Here is a 14,753-nt window from a genome sequence, read left to right on the forward strand (position 1 = left end):
GGAGGTCAGGCATGCTCGGCTCGCAGTCGGGCCGAGTCACGAGCGCTGCGGAGCAGCACCACCACGGCGGCGAGCATCGCCAGCAGCAGCAGCGAGCCGCCGCCGTAGCCGAAGAGGTCGGAGCCGATGCCACCGGTGAGCGGAAGCGCGAACGGCGTCGGAGCAGCGTTGACGAAGCGGTAGGTGTGGTGCTCGCCGATCGGCACCTGGATCGCTGCGGCGGGGTCATCGACCTCGACCCAGACACCCTCGACGAGCTGCTCGAGCCGCAGTCCGACGTACGCGAGGTCGACGTCGTCGCTCGTCTCGCTCAGCAGGTAGTCGTGGCCGGGCCGCACGTCGAACGTGTTGATCGCGCTGGCATCCGTGGCGCCCTCGCGCGTCACTGCGGTCAAGCCGGCCAGCGACGCGGGAGCGGCAGTCAGATCGAACATGCTCGGCGTCAGGATGCTCACACCCTCGATGACCTTGAGCAGCGTCAACTGGGCGGTCGCGTTGGTGACCGTGCACCCCACGTGCCTGCCGAGCGGCACTGCCACCGACGCATCCGCCGTGTCGGTCCAGCCGGATCCCTCGACCGCTGCGCCGTTCGCGTCGAGCACCGCGCAGACCCACTGGCCGCTCTGCACATAGACCGCGGGGCCGCCGTTCTCGGACAGCGCGTAGATCGCGTCGGCGATCACCGATGCGCCCGTGATGGCCGCGTCGCCGGTGGCACCGGTGAGCGTGCTGCTCGGGGCCTGCGCGGTGAGCGTGAAGTCTCTCGGATCAGCCGCACCGCCCTCGACGACCTTCCGCAGCGTGAGCTCGGTGTCGCAGTCGACCGTGTTGGTCACGGTGAAGGCCTGCTGACCCTGCGTCAGGAGGAAGCCGTCCGTGACCGGGAGCGGCACGGTCCGCCCCGACGGGTCGGTGATCGTGGATGCCGTCACGGAGCAGCCGACCATCAGGGGATCGATCATTGTCGTCTCGCGGATCACCACGGTGCCGCCGACGACGAAGCCTGCCCGCGGCACCGACCAGCCCTGGTCGGTGGCTGCTGCGGCACCCGGCCCTGTGAGGGTCAGCGAGGCGTCGAGGCCGTCGGGCTGCTGGCCGTGGGCGTAGGCGACGCCGTCGACCATCCACTGCTTGTGGACGACGACCGAGGCGTTCTGGATGTTCGTGAACGTCACGTCGACGGCCTGCCCTGCGACGGTGGTTACGACGGTGCTCCGCGCGGCGAGATCGACCGTGCCGCCGCTGATGCTCCGCAGCGTCCAGTCGGCATCGTCGCCGTTCCCGGCGTTGACGTCGGCCAGCAGCTCGGCGACGGTCACCGCGGTGTTCGGCTTGTAGAGCATCGCGGTCGAGGTCGTGCCCGGTGCGGACGTGCCGACGAGGCTGAGGTCAGACAGACCGTCGGCAGTGAGGTCGAAGCCGAAGGCCTGATCCTGCTGGCCGATCGCGATCTTCGTGACCGTGAGCATCGACGTCGTGTTGGTGATCACGCAGCTGGTCGTCTGGCGCGCGACCACGGGGAACGTGGATGCGGCGCTCGTCAGCACGAAGGGCGCCTGGCCCGGCACGGTGCAGACGGTCGACAGGTGCGCCCAGGGCACGGTGCTCGGGATCGCGGCCTCCACCAGCGTGAAGTCGGCGCCCGCCGGCACGGTCACGACGGTGTCGGTCTCGCCGATCTTCAAGGTGCCGTTGATGACGGATGTCGACGGCGCGACCACGGGGCCGGTGCCGGTGCGGTCGAGGGTGTACGCGAAGTCGTAGGAGCTGGCCGCGGCGACATCCGCCGCCTTCGTGATGCTGATCGAGCCGCAGTTCGACGGCGGATCGACGGAGACGGGGGCGACCCAGGCCTGGACCTGCCGGTTGCCGGTCCACGAGCGGATGTACCCGGTCGAGCCGAGCGTGGATGGGCACCCCTGCTGGCCGACGAGCGTCGGGTCGAGCGTCAGGCTCAGCTGCATCGTGAAGCCGCCGTCGAGCGACGTCAGCACGTTCGGGACGGTGACGCACGTGCCCGGGTAGTTCGCCAACGACGTGTAGAGGCAGCGTTGAGTGGTGTAGTTCTGACCGTTGTCGTTGTTGATGATGATGACCATGCCGCCCTGCGAACGATCAGGCTGCGGCACGAGCACGGTGCCCTTGGCCGCGCCCCATCGCTCGGGCGCCACGGTGTACTCGATCGACCAGCCCTTGGCGCCGGTCGCGCTCGGCCTCGTCCACGTCGCACCGAGCACGAAGCTCGTGCCGGTCTGCGTGTAGGAGGATGTGAACGAGAAGATCTCGGTCGCTTCGGCGGGGCTGCCGGAGGAGTACCAGTCGAGCGGGTCGTCGCTGTCGAAATCAGGTTGGTAGGCACCGGTCACCCCGGCTCCCACGGGCGCGACCTGCGGTGCGATGAGCGAGTCTGCGAGCGGTGCGACGGATGCCTGCTCGAGCGCAGACTCGATCGGCGCCGCCGGCACGGGCGCCGCGAGCGCGAGATCGGGCTCAGCTGCAGCCGGCTCGACCTCAGGAATGCCCTCGACGGGCGGCACGATCTCAGCCTCGGTCGGTGGGACGGGGTCGGTCCCCGGCACTGCGGGGACTGCGGGATCTGCAGGGACTGCGGGATCAGCGGGAGCCGTGGGATCAGTGGGAGCCGTGGGATCCGTGCGATCCGTGAGATCCGTGGGATCCGGAAGAGGATCGGTGAGGACCGGCTCGGGCTGGATGGCAGCCGCGTCGGCGTCTTCCGCGGCCAGGGCCGTCGTCGCCGGAGCGAGGAGCATCGCGGTCGCCAGCGCGAGGACGAGGAGCATCGCAAGCAGATTCGCGACCGCCCGTGGGGCGTTGATCCGCAACGACATGACTACCGTCCTTGGTCCGCAGCGTCGGTCGCAGACCGGATCTCCCCGGCCCCGACCGTTCTTGAACAACGTTCGCTAACGGTGTTATCGAATCATCGACGGCTCAGGAGCGAGGATCCCTCAGACCCAGGTTGCGCTGAGCAAGAGGTGAGGAACCGCCAGTTCTGCCCAGGAACGGACCACGCCGGGGCGAAAGCCGAAGCGCGCAGGCGCGGCGCCGACGTGCGAATCTCGACGCGGCAGGTGATGCGCTGAGGGCACTATCGCGTCGCGCGACCACTGACGCCGTTGAGGAGGCTTCGGCGAGGAGGTCTGTCAGGCCTCCGAGAGCTGGCGGAGCACGAAGGCGCCGAAGGAGCCGGCCGCCACGGCGGCCGCGACCGCCACCGGCGCGACGAGCTGATCGAGCGGCCGATGCGGCACCTCGCGGGCATCGATGCCGTCGAGCCTGATCCAGCCGAACAGCGCCGCCCTGCCCCGCCGCACGGCGATGCCGGCGAGCCAGAGCGCGACCAGCGCGGCGGCCGCGGCGACGATCAGCCAGCCCCAGGCGATCGTGGCGCCGGCCGCCGCCTGGAACGGCGCGAACGCCAGGGCGCCGAGCCCGACGGGCAGCACCCACCAGGTGGTCGGCGGGCCGAAGCCGCGCGCGACGACGATGCCGAGCAGCGTGCCGACGGCCATCAGCACGACGCCCATGAGCAGCCCGCCCCAGCCGGAGATCGCGCACACCGTGGGCGAGTTCGCGCCGCACGCGCCGTCGGCGGATGAGATCAGCAGCCCGCCCGACTTCGCGGCCGCCGCCGCCCCGTAGCCGAGCGCGCCCCACGAGGTCAGCAGGCCGATCCAGCCGGTGGCGGGCTCGCCTGCGACGATGCGCGGAGGCGGCTTGAAGAGGTGGTCGGCGAGGCTCACGGATCCACGCTACGCCGGTCGCGCAGCGCCGGGCGGCGCCTCAGACGGAGAGCGCCGGCTCCCGTTCGCCGCTGCGGGCGAGCAATCGGTCGAGCTCGGTCACGGCGGCCCGGCCCGCGCGATTCGCGCCGACCGTCGACTGGCTGGGCCCGAAGCCGATCAGGTGCACGCGCGGCTCGAGCGCGACCCGCGTGCCGGTGACCTGCACCACGCCGCGCTCGTTGCGCAGCGCGAGCGGCTCGAGGTGCGCGAGCGAGGGCGTGAAGCCGGTCGCCCACAGGATCGCGTCGACGCTCGTGAACGACCCGTCGGCCTCGCGCACACCGTGCGGCTCGATCGCCGTGAACATCGGCCGCCGCTCGAGCGCGCCGCGGTCGCGGGCCCGCAGCGCGTAGTCGGTCCAGAGCAGGCCGGTGTACGAGACGACGCTGCCGGTGGGGATGCCCGCTTCGGCATCGCGGGTCACCCGCTCGATCACGTCGCGGCCAGTGGTCTCGGGCACGAACTCGCCGTCGAGGAAGACCGGCTCGCGGCGGGTGTACCAGCGGGTGTCGGCGACGGCCGAGAGCTCCTCGAGCTGCTGCACGGCCGAGATGCCGCCACCGACCACCGCCACGCGCTGGCCGGCGAAGTCCTCGGCCGCCACGTAGTCGCGGGTGTGCAGCTGACGGCCCTGGAACGCATCCGCCCCCGGGTGCTCGGGCAGCCGGGGGCTGTTCCAGGTGCCGGTCGCGTTGATGATCGCGCGGGCGCGCCAGCGGCCCGCGCTCGAGTCGACGAGCAGGTCGCCGTCGGGGTCGTCGTCGGCGCGCGCCACGGTCGAGACGTGCACGGGCCGCAGGATCGGCAGCTGCATCGCGCGCTCGAACGCGGCGAAGTAGCGGGGCACGGCGAGGCGGCTGGGCTCCTGCGGGTCGATCGGCGGCTGCGCGAAGGCGGGCAGGTCGAAGATGCCGTTGACGGTCGCCATGCGCAGCGACTCCCAGCGGTGCTGCCAGGCGCCGCCGGGCGCGGCGTCGGCGTCGAGCAGCACGAAGGTGCGTTCGCCCGTCGGATCGTCGAGCGCGCTCGTGAACCCGCGCTTCTGCAGGTGGAAGCCCGCCGAGAGCCCTGCCTGGCCGGCGCCGATCACGACGATCGTCGCGAGCCGTTCGGTCGCGCGCATCTCGGTCATCCAGCCGCTCCAGTCATTCGAATTGCAACGACAGGTGCAACGGGCGGATGCGTCCGCGGATTCCCGCGCGCCGGTGCGGCGGGCGATCGTGGCGCGTGCCGCCGCCCGGCAGGCTGCAGCAGCCGGGCGACCCAGGCAGCCGCGCAGGCGCGGAGCCGACGGCGGCCACGCGGGCCTCAGCGGCCCGACGGCGGCTACGCGGGCTTCAGCAGCCAGGCGATCACGAGCATCACCGGCAGCGAGGCGACGGTCGTGAGCAGCACGATGTCGCGGGTGATGAGCGTCGCCCTGTCGTAGCGCAGCGCGTACTGGTACATGTTCTGCGCGCTCGGCAGCGCCGCCATCACGGTGCAGGCATAGGTCAGCTGCTCGTCGAGGCCGAACGCGAACCGGGCCAGCACGTAGGCGATCAACGGCATCGCGATCGACTTCAGCAGCACCGCGAGCGCGACCTCCTTGCGGCCGGTGCCCGGCTGCAGCGGCTTCTCGCCCGCGAGCGAGACGCCGAAGGCGAGCAGCATCAGCGGCACGGCGGCACCGCCGAGGATCTCGAGCGGCGCGAGCACGGGCGCGGGCAGCTCGATGCCGAGCGCCGACACGACCGCGCCGAGCGCCGCCGCGATGAGCATCGGGTTGCGCAGCGGCTGCGTGAGGATGCCGGTCAGCGACGCCCGGCCGGCGGTGAGCACGTCGAGGGTCGCCAGCAGCAGCGGCGCCAGCACCAGCAGCTGCAGCAGCAGCATCGGGCCGACGAAGCCGGCATCGCCGATCACGTAGATCGCCACCGGCAGGCCGATGTTGTTGATGTTGGCGTAGCCCGAGGCGGTCGCGCCGAGGGCGATGCGGGCGGGGTCCTTCGTCAGCCAGAGCCGCGCGACGACGACGTAGACGAGCGCCACCGCGATGAAGCCGAGCAGCGCCACCGCCAGCACGCTCGAGAAGAGCAGACCGACGTCGGCCTCGCTGAGCACGACGAACAGCAGCGCCGGGCTGGCGGCGAAGAAGCTGGTGCGGTTGAGCACGAGCCGACCCGACTGGTCGACGACGTCGAGCTTCGCGAGCAGCCACCCGACGAAGATGACGAAGCCGATGATCGCGAAGCCGATGAGCACACCGCCCACGTGACCTCCCGCATCCGCCGATCAGATAGCCAGTGTGACACGCACCGCGCGCCCGGCTTCCCCGACCTGCGGGATTCGGCGGCGAAGGCCCGCGAGGGAGGGAAGCTCGATGGACGCCCGGGCTACTGCGGCGCGAGCCCCAGGTCGTCGAGGGTGATCGCCGCGCGGTACTCGACGCCGGCGGCCTCGATCGCCGCCTGCGCGCCCGTGGCGCGGTCGACGATCACCGCGACCGCCACCACCTCGGCGCCGACCTTGCGCAGCGCCTCGATGGCCTGCAGCGGGCTGCCGCCGGTGGTCGAGGTGTCCTCGAGCACGACGACGCGCTTGCCGGCGAGCTCGGGTCCCTCGATCTGGCGGCCGCGCCCGTGGTCCTTGGGCTCCTTGCGCACCACGAACGCATCCACCGTCAGGTCGCGCGCGAGCCCGCGGTGCAGCACGGCGTTCGCGAGCGGGTCGGCGCCCATCGTCAGCCCGCCGACCGCCGAGACGTCGGGGATGTCGGCGATCAGGTCGAGCAGCACGTCGCCGATGAGCGGGGCGGCGCGGTGATCGAGCGACAGCTTGCGCAGGTCGATGTAGTAGCTGGCGCGCTTGCCGCTCGTGAGCACGAAGTCGCCGTGGAAGACGGCCTCGTCACGGATGAGCTGGATGAGCTGGTCGCGCGCGTTCACTCCCCCAGCGTACGGGCTGACGGAAGGGGGTGTCGGGGTGCTGCTGGTGCCGCCGCCGTCGCGCAGATGCAGGGCCAGTGGTCGTTCTCGCGCCGCCGAAGCGGCCACTGGCCCTATACCTGTCGCCTGCGAAGGGGTCACGGGCCGTGCGCAGGCGCGGCGTCACCACGGGGCGGATGCGCGGGGTCACGACCCAGGCGCCGCGACCGGGAGCGCTCAGTCGCCGCTGGCGGCCAGCGCGGCGCGCTGCCGCGCGCTGCCCACGCGGGGCTCGCGGCCCGTCCAGGCGGCGAAGCGCTCGGAGCGGGTGGCGTCGGCGGGCGGCTCGACCGCCGGCAGGAAGACGCCGGGGCGACGGATCGACTCCTCGGCGGCGCCGCCGCGGAACTCCTCCATCCAGTCGAGCAGGCCGGCGGGGAACTCGAGGTTGTCGGCGAGCCCGATGCGCACCGCGGCCCAGCGGATGTCCCACGCGTGCATCGCCATGTCGAGCGTTGCCATCGGCAGCTCGAGGAAGGCCTCCTCCTCGGCGTCGTGCGCGGCCGAGCGGAGGCGTGCCGCCAGCACCTCCCAGCGCTCGACGGCCTCGAAGTCGCCGCTCGGCGCCATCACCGACTGGTGGTCGTCGGCCGACGCGCCGGTGCCGAGGGCCTCGCCCAGCAGGGCGCTGCCGCCGTGCTCCCCCTGCACACCGGTCACGTGGCGCACGACGTCGGCGATCGACCAGTCGGCGCACGCCGATGGCAGGCCCAAGCGGTCGGCGCCGGCTCGCGCCTCGGCCGAGAAGAGGTCGAGTGCCTGGAGGTAGCGGTCGCGCGCGGTGCCCATCGCCCCATCTTCCCACCTTCCCGTGCGCGGTCGCGGATGCGACGCATCCGCTCGCCTAGGCTCGGAGCATGCGGATCGCCACCTGGAACGTGAACTCCGTGCGCGCACGCACGGCCCGGATCGTCGACTGGCTCGAGCGCAGCGACGTCGACGTGCTCGCGATGCAGGAGATCAAGTGCAAGACCGAGCAGTTCCCGTACGAGGCGTTCGAGGCGGCCGGATATGAGGTGCAGGCGCACGGCGCGAACCAGTGGAACGGCGTCGCGATCGCGTCGCGGCTGCCGATGAGCGACGTCGAGCGCGACTTCCCCGGCCAGCCCGGCTACGCCAACACCGGCGACCCGATCGTCGAGGCGCGCGCGATGGCCGCGACCGTCGAGGGCGTGCGGCTGTGGAGCCTCTACGTGCCCAACGGGCGCGAGCTGACGCACGCCCACTACGGCTACAAGCTCGAGTGGCTGCGGGTGCTCACCGGCCTGCTCGACGAGTGGCGCGGGCAGCCGCTGGCGCTCATGGGCGACTTCAACATCGCACCGCTCGACCACGACGTGTGGGACATCGGCGTCTTCGAGGGCGCCACGCACGTGTCGCAGCCCGAGCGGGATGCGTTCCAAGGGCTCATCGACGCCGGTCTCGTCGACGTCGTGCGCGAGCGCGCGCCGGGCTACACCTACTGGGACTACAAGGCGGGGCGCTGGAACAAGGACGAGGGCATGCGCATCGACTTCGTGCTCGGCTCCCCCGAGCTCGCCGAGCTCGTCGGCCGCGCCCGCATCGACCGCGACGAGCGCTCGGGCGACGCGCCGAGCGACCACGTGCCCGTGGTCGTCGACCTCGACCTCGAGACCGAGCTCGACGACGACCGCCCGATGATCTTCTGACCATGACGCACGCACCACTGAGCGACTGGGACGGCGAAGAGGAGCTCGAGCCGCGGCGCGTCTGGACGCCCGCCGACCGCTGGCGACTCGTCACCTGGGTGCTGATCTTCGCGAACGTCCTCGGCCTGCTGCTGCTCGCGCCGGTCGGCGATGGCACGCTGCAGCGGACGGCGGATGCGTCCGGCAGCGACCCGGAGCAGGCACGGCTGGTGTTCTGGGTCACCGTTGTCGCCGCCACGCTGGTGTCCGGCGGGCTGGGAGCCGCTGCGGCGGCGACGAAGCAGCGCTGGGCGATCGTGATGCCGCTGCTCGGCACGGCGGCGAGCTGGGTCGGCTTCGCGATCGCGACCTCGATGGTGTGAGGCGCCGCCGCGGGGCGCTGCGCTGCGGCGGGTGACCGCGGGTGCGGCGCTGCGGCGGGTGACCGCGGGGGCGGCGCTGCGGCGGGTGACCGCGGGCGCGGCGCGCGTCAGGCGCGGCGACGGGCGCGCGTGCGCCGGACGAGCTGCGTGGCGGCTGCCACGATGAGTGCGATGCCGATCAGGATCCAGCTCGAGATCAGCGTGCCGAAGCCCACGCCCGGCCAGTCGAGCGGTCCGTAGCGCAGCACCGCCGCGTAGACGAACGCGAGGATCGCCACGATCGCTGCGGCGCCGGGCAGCCAGAAGCTCGAGGCTCGCCGCCACGCCGCGGCGCGGGCGAGCACGATCGCGGCCCAGAGCAGCGAAGGGCCGAGCGTGACGACCGCCCAGTAGCGCGGCACGGGGCCGACGTCGCGCTCCGTGTAGCCGAGGCCCGCGATGATCGACGCGATCGTGATCGCGTGCGCGATGACGATGCCGCCCACCTGCGCCGCGCTGAGCAGCACCGGCCGGGGGTCTCGCGACGATTCCTCCACGCGCACCTCCTCGTCGAGAGCGAGGCTATGCGAGACCGGTGACACGGTGCCAGCGTCGGCGAGTTGCCTTCGACGCTAGACGCCGTTGCGCCCGAGGTCGCGCCGAGCGCTCCGGCGCTGGGCGCGCAGACGATCAGCGGAGCGCTGCACGAGAGCGGTCAGCGCCGCGACCACGATGGCGCACGGCACCAGCAGCCACGCGGCGGCGACCATGCCGGGGCCAGCGCCCTCCGGCGAGGAGAGGCCGGCGCCCAGCACGAGCGCGAACGATGCCACCGCGACGAGTCCCGCGGCGCAGGCGAACCAGAATCCGCTGACCGAGCCCTGCAGCCGTGCGCGCGCGAGCACGAGCACCGCCCATGCCGCGGCCGGGCCGACGGTCAGCTCCGCCCACCCGGGGAGCACGTCGCCGGGTGCGGAGGCGTCGAGCGGCCAGGCTCCCATCGCTGCGCCGAGCTCGGGCGCGGCAGTCAGCGCCAGCAGCAGCGACAGCGCGATGTGCAGCACGAGCGCCGCGCCGAGCTGCAGCCCGGCGGTCGCCAGCTGGCGCGCCGACGGAGCGTCCGCGGGCATGCGGCTGCCCTGCTTCGCTTCCATGGCTGCTCCTGGGTGGGTGTGCGCGCGCCGCTGCCGGCCCTTCGCGCTGTGCGGTCCAGCCTCGCATCGCGCCGTACCCCGACGTGCCGACTTCGACGCCTGCTGAGGCGATGCTCAGCGGCGCCCACGCAAGAGAGTTGCGGGCGACGGCGGGCATCGCCGCGACGCACGGAACGGGCAGCAAAGGCGGGGCTCAGCGCAAGATGCGTGCGCAAGGACGCCCGTACGCTCGAAATGCGCAGCATCCTGCGCCGCTGAGCACCCTTGAGGCTCCGCTCCCGCCCCACCGACACCCCTCCCGGGAGGCTCCCATGACGATGACCCAGGCCACCGCCGACACCGACCTCCGCCGGCACCCCGCCTGGTTGCAGATCAAGGCAGCCGCGACCGCGCTGCAGCCGCTGCAGTCGAAGAACGGCGCCATCGAGGAGCCCGCGCACCACGAGGCCGCCGCGACCCACGTGACCGAGCTGGCCGACGGCATCCGCACCCTCGCCCCCGAGTTCCCGCACGACGCCGCCTACCTCGCGCAGGCAGCGCTCGACTTCGAGCGCTGGGCGGCCGAGGGCTTCGGCGAGCCCGACTTCTTCGACGCGCTGGCGCTGTTCCAGCCGCAGCAGCACCGGGTCGACGGGCTGCGACACCTCGTGGTCTTTCCCATGTACACGCAGAACGGCTCGTCGAGCCGGCTGGTCGAGGCGGTGCTCGTCGAGGTCATCTGGCCCGACTTCATCGGCGAGCTCGAGGCCGGCGACTACAGCAACGGGCTGTTCGTGCCGCTGCGCTTCATCGACTTCACCGCCGGCTACGACACCAACTCGGCCGTGCTCTTCCCCGAGACGGTCGCGATGCGCGAGATCCCCACGTTCACCTGGGGCGCGATCTTCCAGGACCGCGAGGCTGCCCGCTTCCGCCGCGTGGTCGAGGCCGCTGTCGGCGTCACGAAGCTCGAGCTGCCCGCCGACGCCGCCGAGATGCTCGCCGACCAGCAGCTCGCCGAGCAGACCTTCGTCATGTGGGATCTCATCCACGACCGCACGCACATGCGCGGCGACCTGCCCTTCGACCCGTTCATGATCAAGCAGCGCATGCCGTTCTTCCTCTACTCGCTCGAGGAGCTGCGCTGCGACCTCACCGCGTTCCGCGAGTCGGTCGCGATCGAGCGTCGCATCGCCGCGGACGAGAACGCGACGGATGCTGACCGCGAGCTCGCGAAGCACGCCAAGTGGGTGCAGTACGCGGTGATCTTCGACCGCATCTTCCGCTTCTCGATCACCGGCTCGCGCGTGCGCAACTACGACGGCCTCGGCGGCCAGCTGCTGTTCGCCTGGCTGCACCAGCACCGCGTGCTGCACTGGACCGACACGCAGCTCGCCTTCGACTGGGAGGAGGTGCCCGACGTCGTCAACAAGCTGGGCGCTGCGATCGAGCTGCTCTACTGGAAGTCGATCGACCGGCCGAAGGTCGCGCACTGGCTGGCCGCCTACGAGCTCGTCTCCTCGGTCGTCGAGCCGCACCCGGCATCCGCCTGGAAGGCCGGCGCGCTGCCGCTGGAGGGCACGCCGCGCCAGCTCACCGACCTGGTGATGGACGACGAGTTCCCGCTGTCGATGTTCTTCGAGGCGTTCGAGAAGAAGATGCGCGATGTCATCGCGTCGACCGCCGGCATCACGGGCGAGACCGCCTGAACCGCGGCGGCGCGGCCGCCTGAGCCGCCATGGCGAGCGCCTGAACCGCGGCGGCGCGGCTGGTCGGGCGGGGGCGACCCGCATCGACCGGGCTCGCCGCAGCCATGCCGAACCGGGTTCTTCCCGCGTCGGCATGGTTCGATAGAGGTCGAGGCTCCGAGCCGCACTCCCCAGATCGCGCTCGAGCCCGATCCGCCACGGCCCGCGAGGAGGTCCGACCGACATGGCCCTCATCGCCGCCTACACCAGCCCGGCGATCGCGCACACCTACCCGTTCGCCGGCATCCTGCTCGAGCTGCAGGAGCGCGGCCACCGCATCCGGCTGCGCACCCTCGCCGAGGAGGTCGACCGCATGCGACTGCTCGGCTTCGACGCCGACGCCATCGATCCGGCGATCGACAGGATCGCGTTCGACGACTGGCGCAGGCGCAAGCCGCTCGAGAGCCTGCTGCGGCTCGGCCAGCTCTACTGCGCCCGCGGCGAGCTCGACGGGCCCGATCTGCAGTCGCTCATCGACACCGACCAGCCCGATCTGCTGCTCACCGACGTCAACACCTGGGGTGCGGCGGCCGTCGCCGAGCGCTCGGGCCTGCCGTGGCTGTCGATCTCGCCCTACACGCCGGTGCTGCGCTCGAAGGGCTGGCCGCCGTTCGGCCCCGGCCTGCCGCCCGCGCGGGGCCCTATCGGGCGGGCCCGGCAGGCGATGGTCGGGCGCGCGGTGCTCGATGCCGCGACGCGGCTCGCCATGCCGAGCATCAACGGGCTGCGCGAGTCGGTCGCCGGACTGCCGCCGCTGCCCGACTTCGACGCGGTGCTGCGCCGAGCGCCGCAGATGCTCGTGACGACCGCCGAGCCGCTCGAGTACGCGCACGAGGACTGGGCGCCGCAGGTGCAGATGGTCGGGCCGACCAGCTGGGAGCCGCCGTCGGCGCCGCTCGACTGGCTCGACGAGATCCAGGGCCCGATCGTGCTCGTCACCACCGCGAGCGACTACCAGGGCGACACCGACATCGTGCGGGTGGCCGTCACCGCGCTCGCCCACGAGCCGGTGACGGTGATCGCCACCATGCCGGTGGGCGCGAGCCTCGGCTTCGAGCCCCCTGCCAACGCCCGCATCACCGGCTTCGTGCCGCACGGCCCGCTGCTCGACCGCGCGGTCTGCATGATCACGCACGGCGGCATGGGCGTCACGCAGAAGGCGCTCGAGCGGCGCGTGCCGGTGGTCGTCGTGCCGTGGGGCCGCGACCAGTTCGAGGTGGCCGCGCGGGTCGAGCACGCCGGCGCGGGCGTGCGGCTGTCGCGCCGGCACCTGACCCCGGCGAGGCTGCTGGATGCGGTGCGTCGCGCCCGTCGATCGGGCGCGGGCGTCGAGGCGGTCGCCGCCGGACTCCAGGCTGCGGGTGGCGCGCGGCTGGCCGCGGATCTCATCGAGGCGCAGCTCGAGACGCGGGTGTCGGAGTAGCGCCCTCGGCCGGGCGCTGCGCGCCCTGACCCACCCGATGCGGAATGCGCCCACTGCTCCCGCCGTTGGCCCTCGCAGCAGGACTTCACGACGAGGGGAATCGAAGATGGCAAGGATCACCGTGCTAGGCGCGACAGGGTTCGCAGGCGGCAACATCGCCAAGGAGGCCGCCGACCGCGGCCACGAGCTGACGCTGGTGTCGCGCTCGGTGCCGCAGGACGCCCCGGCCGGCGCCCGCGTCATCCAGGGCTCCGTGCTCGACGGCGACGTGCTCGCGCAGGCGCTCGACGGCGCCGACGTCGTGGTCGGCGCGCTGTCGCCACGCGGCGACATGGAGGGCAAGGTGGCGGATGCGTACGCCGACATCGCGGGACGGCTCGCCGGCACCCCGACCCGCTTCATCATCATCGGCGGCTTCGGCTCGCTCAAGAACGAGGCCGGCGAGCGCATCGTCAACACCGACGCGTTCGCGCCGGAGTACAAGCCCGAGGCGCTCGAGCTGTTCGCCGCCTTCGAGCGGGTGAGCGCGACCGACGGCGTCGAGTGGACGTACGTCTCCCCCGCCGGCAACTTCGGCTCGTACGTGCCCGACCAGACGCGCCGCGGCGCGTATCGCACGGGCGGCGACACGCCGATCGTCGACGCCGAGGGCAGCTCGACCATCTCCGGCCCCGACTTCGCGCTCGCGGTCGTCGACGAGATCGAGGCCGGCGCGCACCGCAACGAGCACATCTCGTTCGCGTACTGAGCTCGCGCTCGCCCGGCGCGAGCCGATCGTGACGGAGGCCTTCCCGCTGCGGGGAGGCCTCCGTCGTGCGCGCTCGGTGCTCGTCGACGGCGAGCGCGGCCGAGGCGGCGGCTCGGCCGCCGCGAGATGTCCAGTTCACTTGTCGTCAAGCAGACTTGTCAGTACAGTGAGCTTGACAGGCGGCATCGGGCGGCCTGAGCACCCCTCGAGGAGGGCATCCCCGTGAACGACACCACCGCATCCGCCCCCCGGACCCGGCTCGGCCGGTCGCGCTGGGGAGGCGGCGCCGCCGCGCTCGTCCTTGGCGCACTGCTGATCGCGCTCGTGCTGGCCGGCAGCATGGGCGCGCTCTACGCGTGGCTCGGCGAGTCGGGCGGGGGCCGGCTGCGCTTCGCCGTGATGGCTGCCGTCACGCTGCCCATCGGCCTGGCGCTCGGGTGGGCGCTGCTCGTCGATCGCTCGAGCGTGCGGGGCGCCGCCGAGCGGCCCGAGGAGTCGGTGGAGAGCGCCTGGTACCAGCAGGCCGCCGAGGGCACGATGCGCGACATGCTCATCACCCTCGGCCTCGGCGCGGCCGCGTTCTCGATCACCGGGCTGCAGGTCGACTCCGGCATGCTGCTCGCCGGCGCCGTGACGCTGATGATGCTCTCGTTCCTCGCGCGCTACCAGCTCGCCAAGCGCGCCGACGCCTGATGCGCAACTCGCTGCCCGAGCGCCGGCACGCGCTCGGCTGGTCGCAGCAGCGCCTCGCCGACGAGCTCGGCGTCTCGCGGCAGACCGTGATCTCGATCGAGAAGGGGCGGTTCGACCCGTCGCTGCCGGTCGCCTTCCGGCTGGCCGGCGTGTTCGGGTGCACGATCGAGGAGCTGTTCTCGCCGGAGTGACGCGGGGTGCGATCGCCCGCGCGGCCCGCGCGTG

At 72.4% G+C, this 14,753-nt stretch carries 15 protein-coding genes; 7 read left to right on the top strand and 8 right to left on the bottom strand.

What is annotated here, in order from left to right; all coding sequences use genetic code 11:
* Positions 1–5 precede the first annotated feature (5 nt).
* The 6 genes from Q9250_RS03440 to Q9250_RS03465 all read right to left on the bottom strand — a co-directional run bounded on the left by Q9250_RS03440 (position 6) and on the right by Q9250_RS03465 (position 7,561).
* Positions 6–2,537 carry a hypothetical protein gene (locus Q9250_RS03440; protein WP_306233182.1) on the bottom strand — a complete coding sequence of 844 codons (2,532 nt, stop codon included), beginning with the start codon at positions 2,535–2,537 and terminating at the stop codon, positions 6–8.
* Between the two features lie 627 nt (positions 2,538–3,164).
* Positions 3,165–3,764 carry a hypothetical protein gene (locus Q9250_RS03445; RefSeq protein WP_306233183.1) on the bottom strand — a complete coding sequence of 200 codons (600 nt, stop codon included), beginning with the start codon at positions 3,762–3,764 and terminating at the stop codon, positions 3,165–3,167.
* Positions 3,765–3,804: 40 nt separating this feature from the next.
* Positions 3,805–4,938 (bottom strand): NAD(P)-binding domain-containing protein, encoded by a 1,134-nt coding sequence (locus Q9250_RS03450; protein WP_306233184.1) that lies wholly within the window; start codon positions 4,936–4,938, stop codon positions 3,805–3,807.
* Positions 4,939–5,132: 194 nt separating this feature from the next.
* Entirely contained in the window at positions 5,133–6,059 is a 927-nt protein-coding gene (locus Q9250_RS03455; RefSeq protein ID WP_306233185.1) for an AEC family transporter, read from the bottom strand.
* Positions 6,060–6,181: 122 nt separating this feature from the next.
* Entirely contained in the window at positions 6,182–6,733 is a 552-nt protein-coding gene (gene pyrE / locus Q9250_RS03460) for an orotate phosphoribosyltransferase (protein WP_306233186.1), read from the bottom strand.
* 216 nt (positions 6,734–6,949) lie between these two features.
* Positions 6,950–7,561 carry a DinB family protein gene (locus Q9250_RS03465; RefSeq protein ID WP_306233187.1) on the bottom strand — a complete coding sequence of 204 codons (612 nt, stop codon included), beginning with the start codon at positions 7,559–7,561 and terminating at the stop codon, positions 6,950–6,952.
* A 68-nt stretch (positions 7,562–7,629) separates the two neighbouring features.
* On the opposite strand from Q9250_RS03465, the gene Q9250_RS03470 reads away from it, so the two are divergent.
* Positions 7,630–8,442: an exodeoxyribonuclease III gene (locus tag Q9250_RS03470; RefSeq protein WP_306233188.1), complete on the top strand. Its 813-nt coding sequence runs from the start codon at positions 7,630–7,632 to the stop codon at positions 8,440–8,442.
* A 2-nt stretch (positions 8,443–8,444) separates the two neighbouring features.
* A complete protein-coding gene (locus Q9250_RS03475) occupies positions 8,445–8,804 on the top strand; it encodes a hypothetical protein (RefSeq protein WP_306233189.1) in 360 nt (119 codons plus the stop codon).
* A gap of 107 nt (positions 8,805–8,911) precedes the next feature.
* On the opposite strand, the gene Q9250_RS03480 is transcribed toward Q9250_RS03475, so the two are convergent.
* Positions 8,912–9,340, bottom strand: a complete 429-nt coding sequence (locus Q9250_RS03480) for a hypothetical protein (RefSeq protein ID WP_306233190.1) — start codon at positions 9,338–9,340, stop codon at positions 8,912–8,914.
* Positions 9,341–9,415: 75 nt separating this feature from the next.
* A complete protein-coding gene (locus Q9250_RS03485; RefSeq protein ID WP_306233191.1) occupies positions 9,416–9,937 on the bottom strand; it encodes a hypothetical protein in 522 nt (173 codons plus the stop codon).
* A 311-nt stretch (positions 9,938–10,248) separates the two neighbouring features.
* Here Q9250_RS03485 and Q9250_RS03490 point away from each other — a divergent pair, with 311 nt between their 5' ends.
* The 5 genes from Q9250_RS03490 (at position 10,249) to Q9250_RS03510 (ending at position 14,719) form a co-directional block, all read left to right on the top strand.
* Entirely contained in the window at positions 10,249–11,625 is a 1,377-nt protein-coding gene (locus tag Q9250_RS03490) for a DUF6421 family protein (RefSeq protein WP_306233192.1), read from the top strand.
* A gap of 223 nt (positions 11,626–11,848) precedes the next feature.
* On the top strand, positions 11,849–13,087 hold the full coding sequence (locus tag Q9250_RS03495) for a glycosyltransferase (protein ID WP_306233194.1): 1,239 nt from the start codon (positions 11,849–11,851) through the stop codon (positions 13,085–13,087).
* 106 nt (positions 13,088–13,193) lie between these two features.
* Positions 13,194–13,835: an NAD(P)-dependent oxidoreductase gene (locus Q9250_RS03500; RefSeq protein WP_306233195.1), complete on the top strand. Its 642-nt coding sequence runs from the start codon at positions 13,194–13,196 to the stop codon at positions 13,833–13,835.
* Positions 13,836–14,057: 222 nt separating this feature from the next.
* Positions 14,058–14,528: a hypothetical protein gene (locus Q9250_RS03505; protein ID WP_306234013.1), complete on the top strand. Its 471-nt coding sequence runs from the start codon at positions 14,058–14,060 to the stop codon at positions 14,526–14,528.
* Positions 14,528–14,719, top strand: coding sequence for a helix-turn-helix transcriptional regulator (locus Q9250_RS03510; protein WP_340318407.1), 192 nt, complete (start codon positions 14,528–14,530; stop codon positions 14,717–14,719). Before Q9250_RS03505 ends, Q9250_RS03510 begins: the two co-directional genes overlap by 1 nt.
* The last annotated feature ends 34 nt before the right edge of the window (positions 14,720–14,753 follow it).

The sequence above is a fragment of the Agrococcus beijingensis genome (genome assembly GCF_030758955.1).
GTDB lineage: Bacteria > Actinomycetota > Actinomycetes > Actinomycetales > Microbacteriaceae > Agrococcus > Agrococcus beijingensis.

Coding starts and splice junctions, on each gene's coding strand:
- Q9250_RS03450 (WP_306233184.1), bottom strand. CDS start 4,938: ATGACCGAGATGCGCGCGACCGAACGGCTCGCGACGATCGTCGTGATC.
- Q9250_RS03465 (WP_306233187.1), bottom strand. CDS start 7,561: ATGGGCACCGCGCGCGACCGCTACCTCCAGGCACTCGACCTCTTCTCG.
- Q9250_RS03500 (WP_306233195.1), top strand. CDS start 13,194: ATGGCAAGGATCACCGTGCTAGGCGCGACAGGGTTCGCAGGCGGCAAC.
- Q9250_RS03510 (WP_340318407.1), top strand. CDS start 14,528: ATGCGCAACTCGCTGCCCGAGCGCCGGCACGCGCTCGGCTGGTCGCAG.
- Q9250_RS03490 (WP_306233192.1), top strand. CDS start 10,249: ATGACGATGACCCAGGCCACCGCCGACACCGACCTCCGCCGGCACCCC.
- Q9250_RS03495 (WP_306233194.1), top strand. CDS start 11,849: ATGGCCCTCATCGCCGCCTACACCAGCCCGGCGATCGCGCACACCTAC.
- Q9250_RS03485 (WP_306233191.1), bottom strand. CDS start 9,937: ATGGAAGCGAAGCAGGGCAGCCGCATGCCCGCGGACGCTCCGTCGGCG.
- Q9250_RS03475 (WP_306233189.1), top strand. CDS start 8,445: ATGACGCACGCACCACTGAGCGACTGGGACGGCGAAGAGGAGCTCGAG.
- Q9250_RS03470 (WP_306233188.1), top strand. CDS start 7,630: ATGCGGATCGCCACCTGGAACGTGAACTCCGTGCGCGCACGCACGGCC.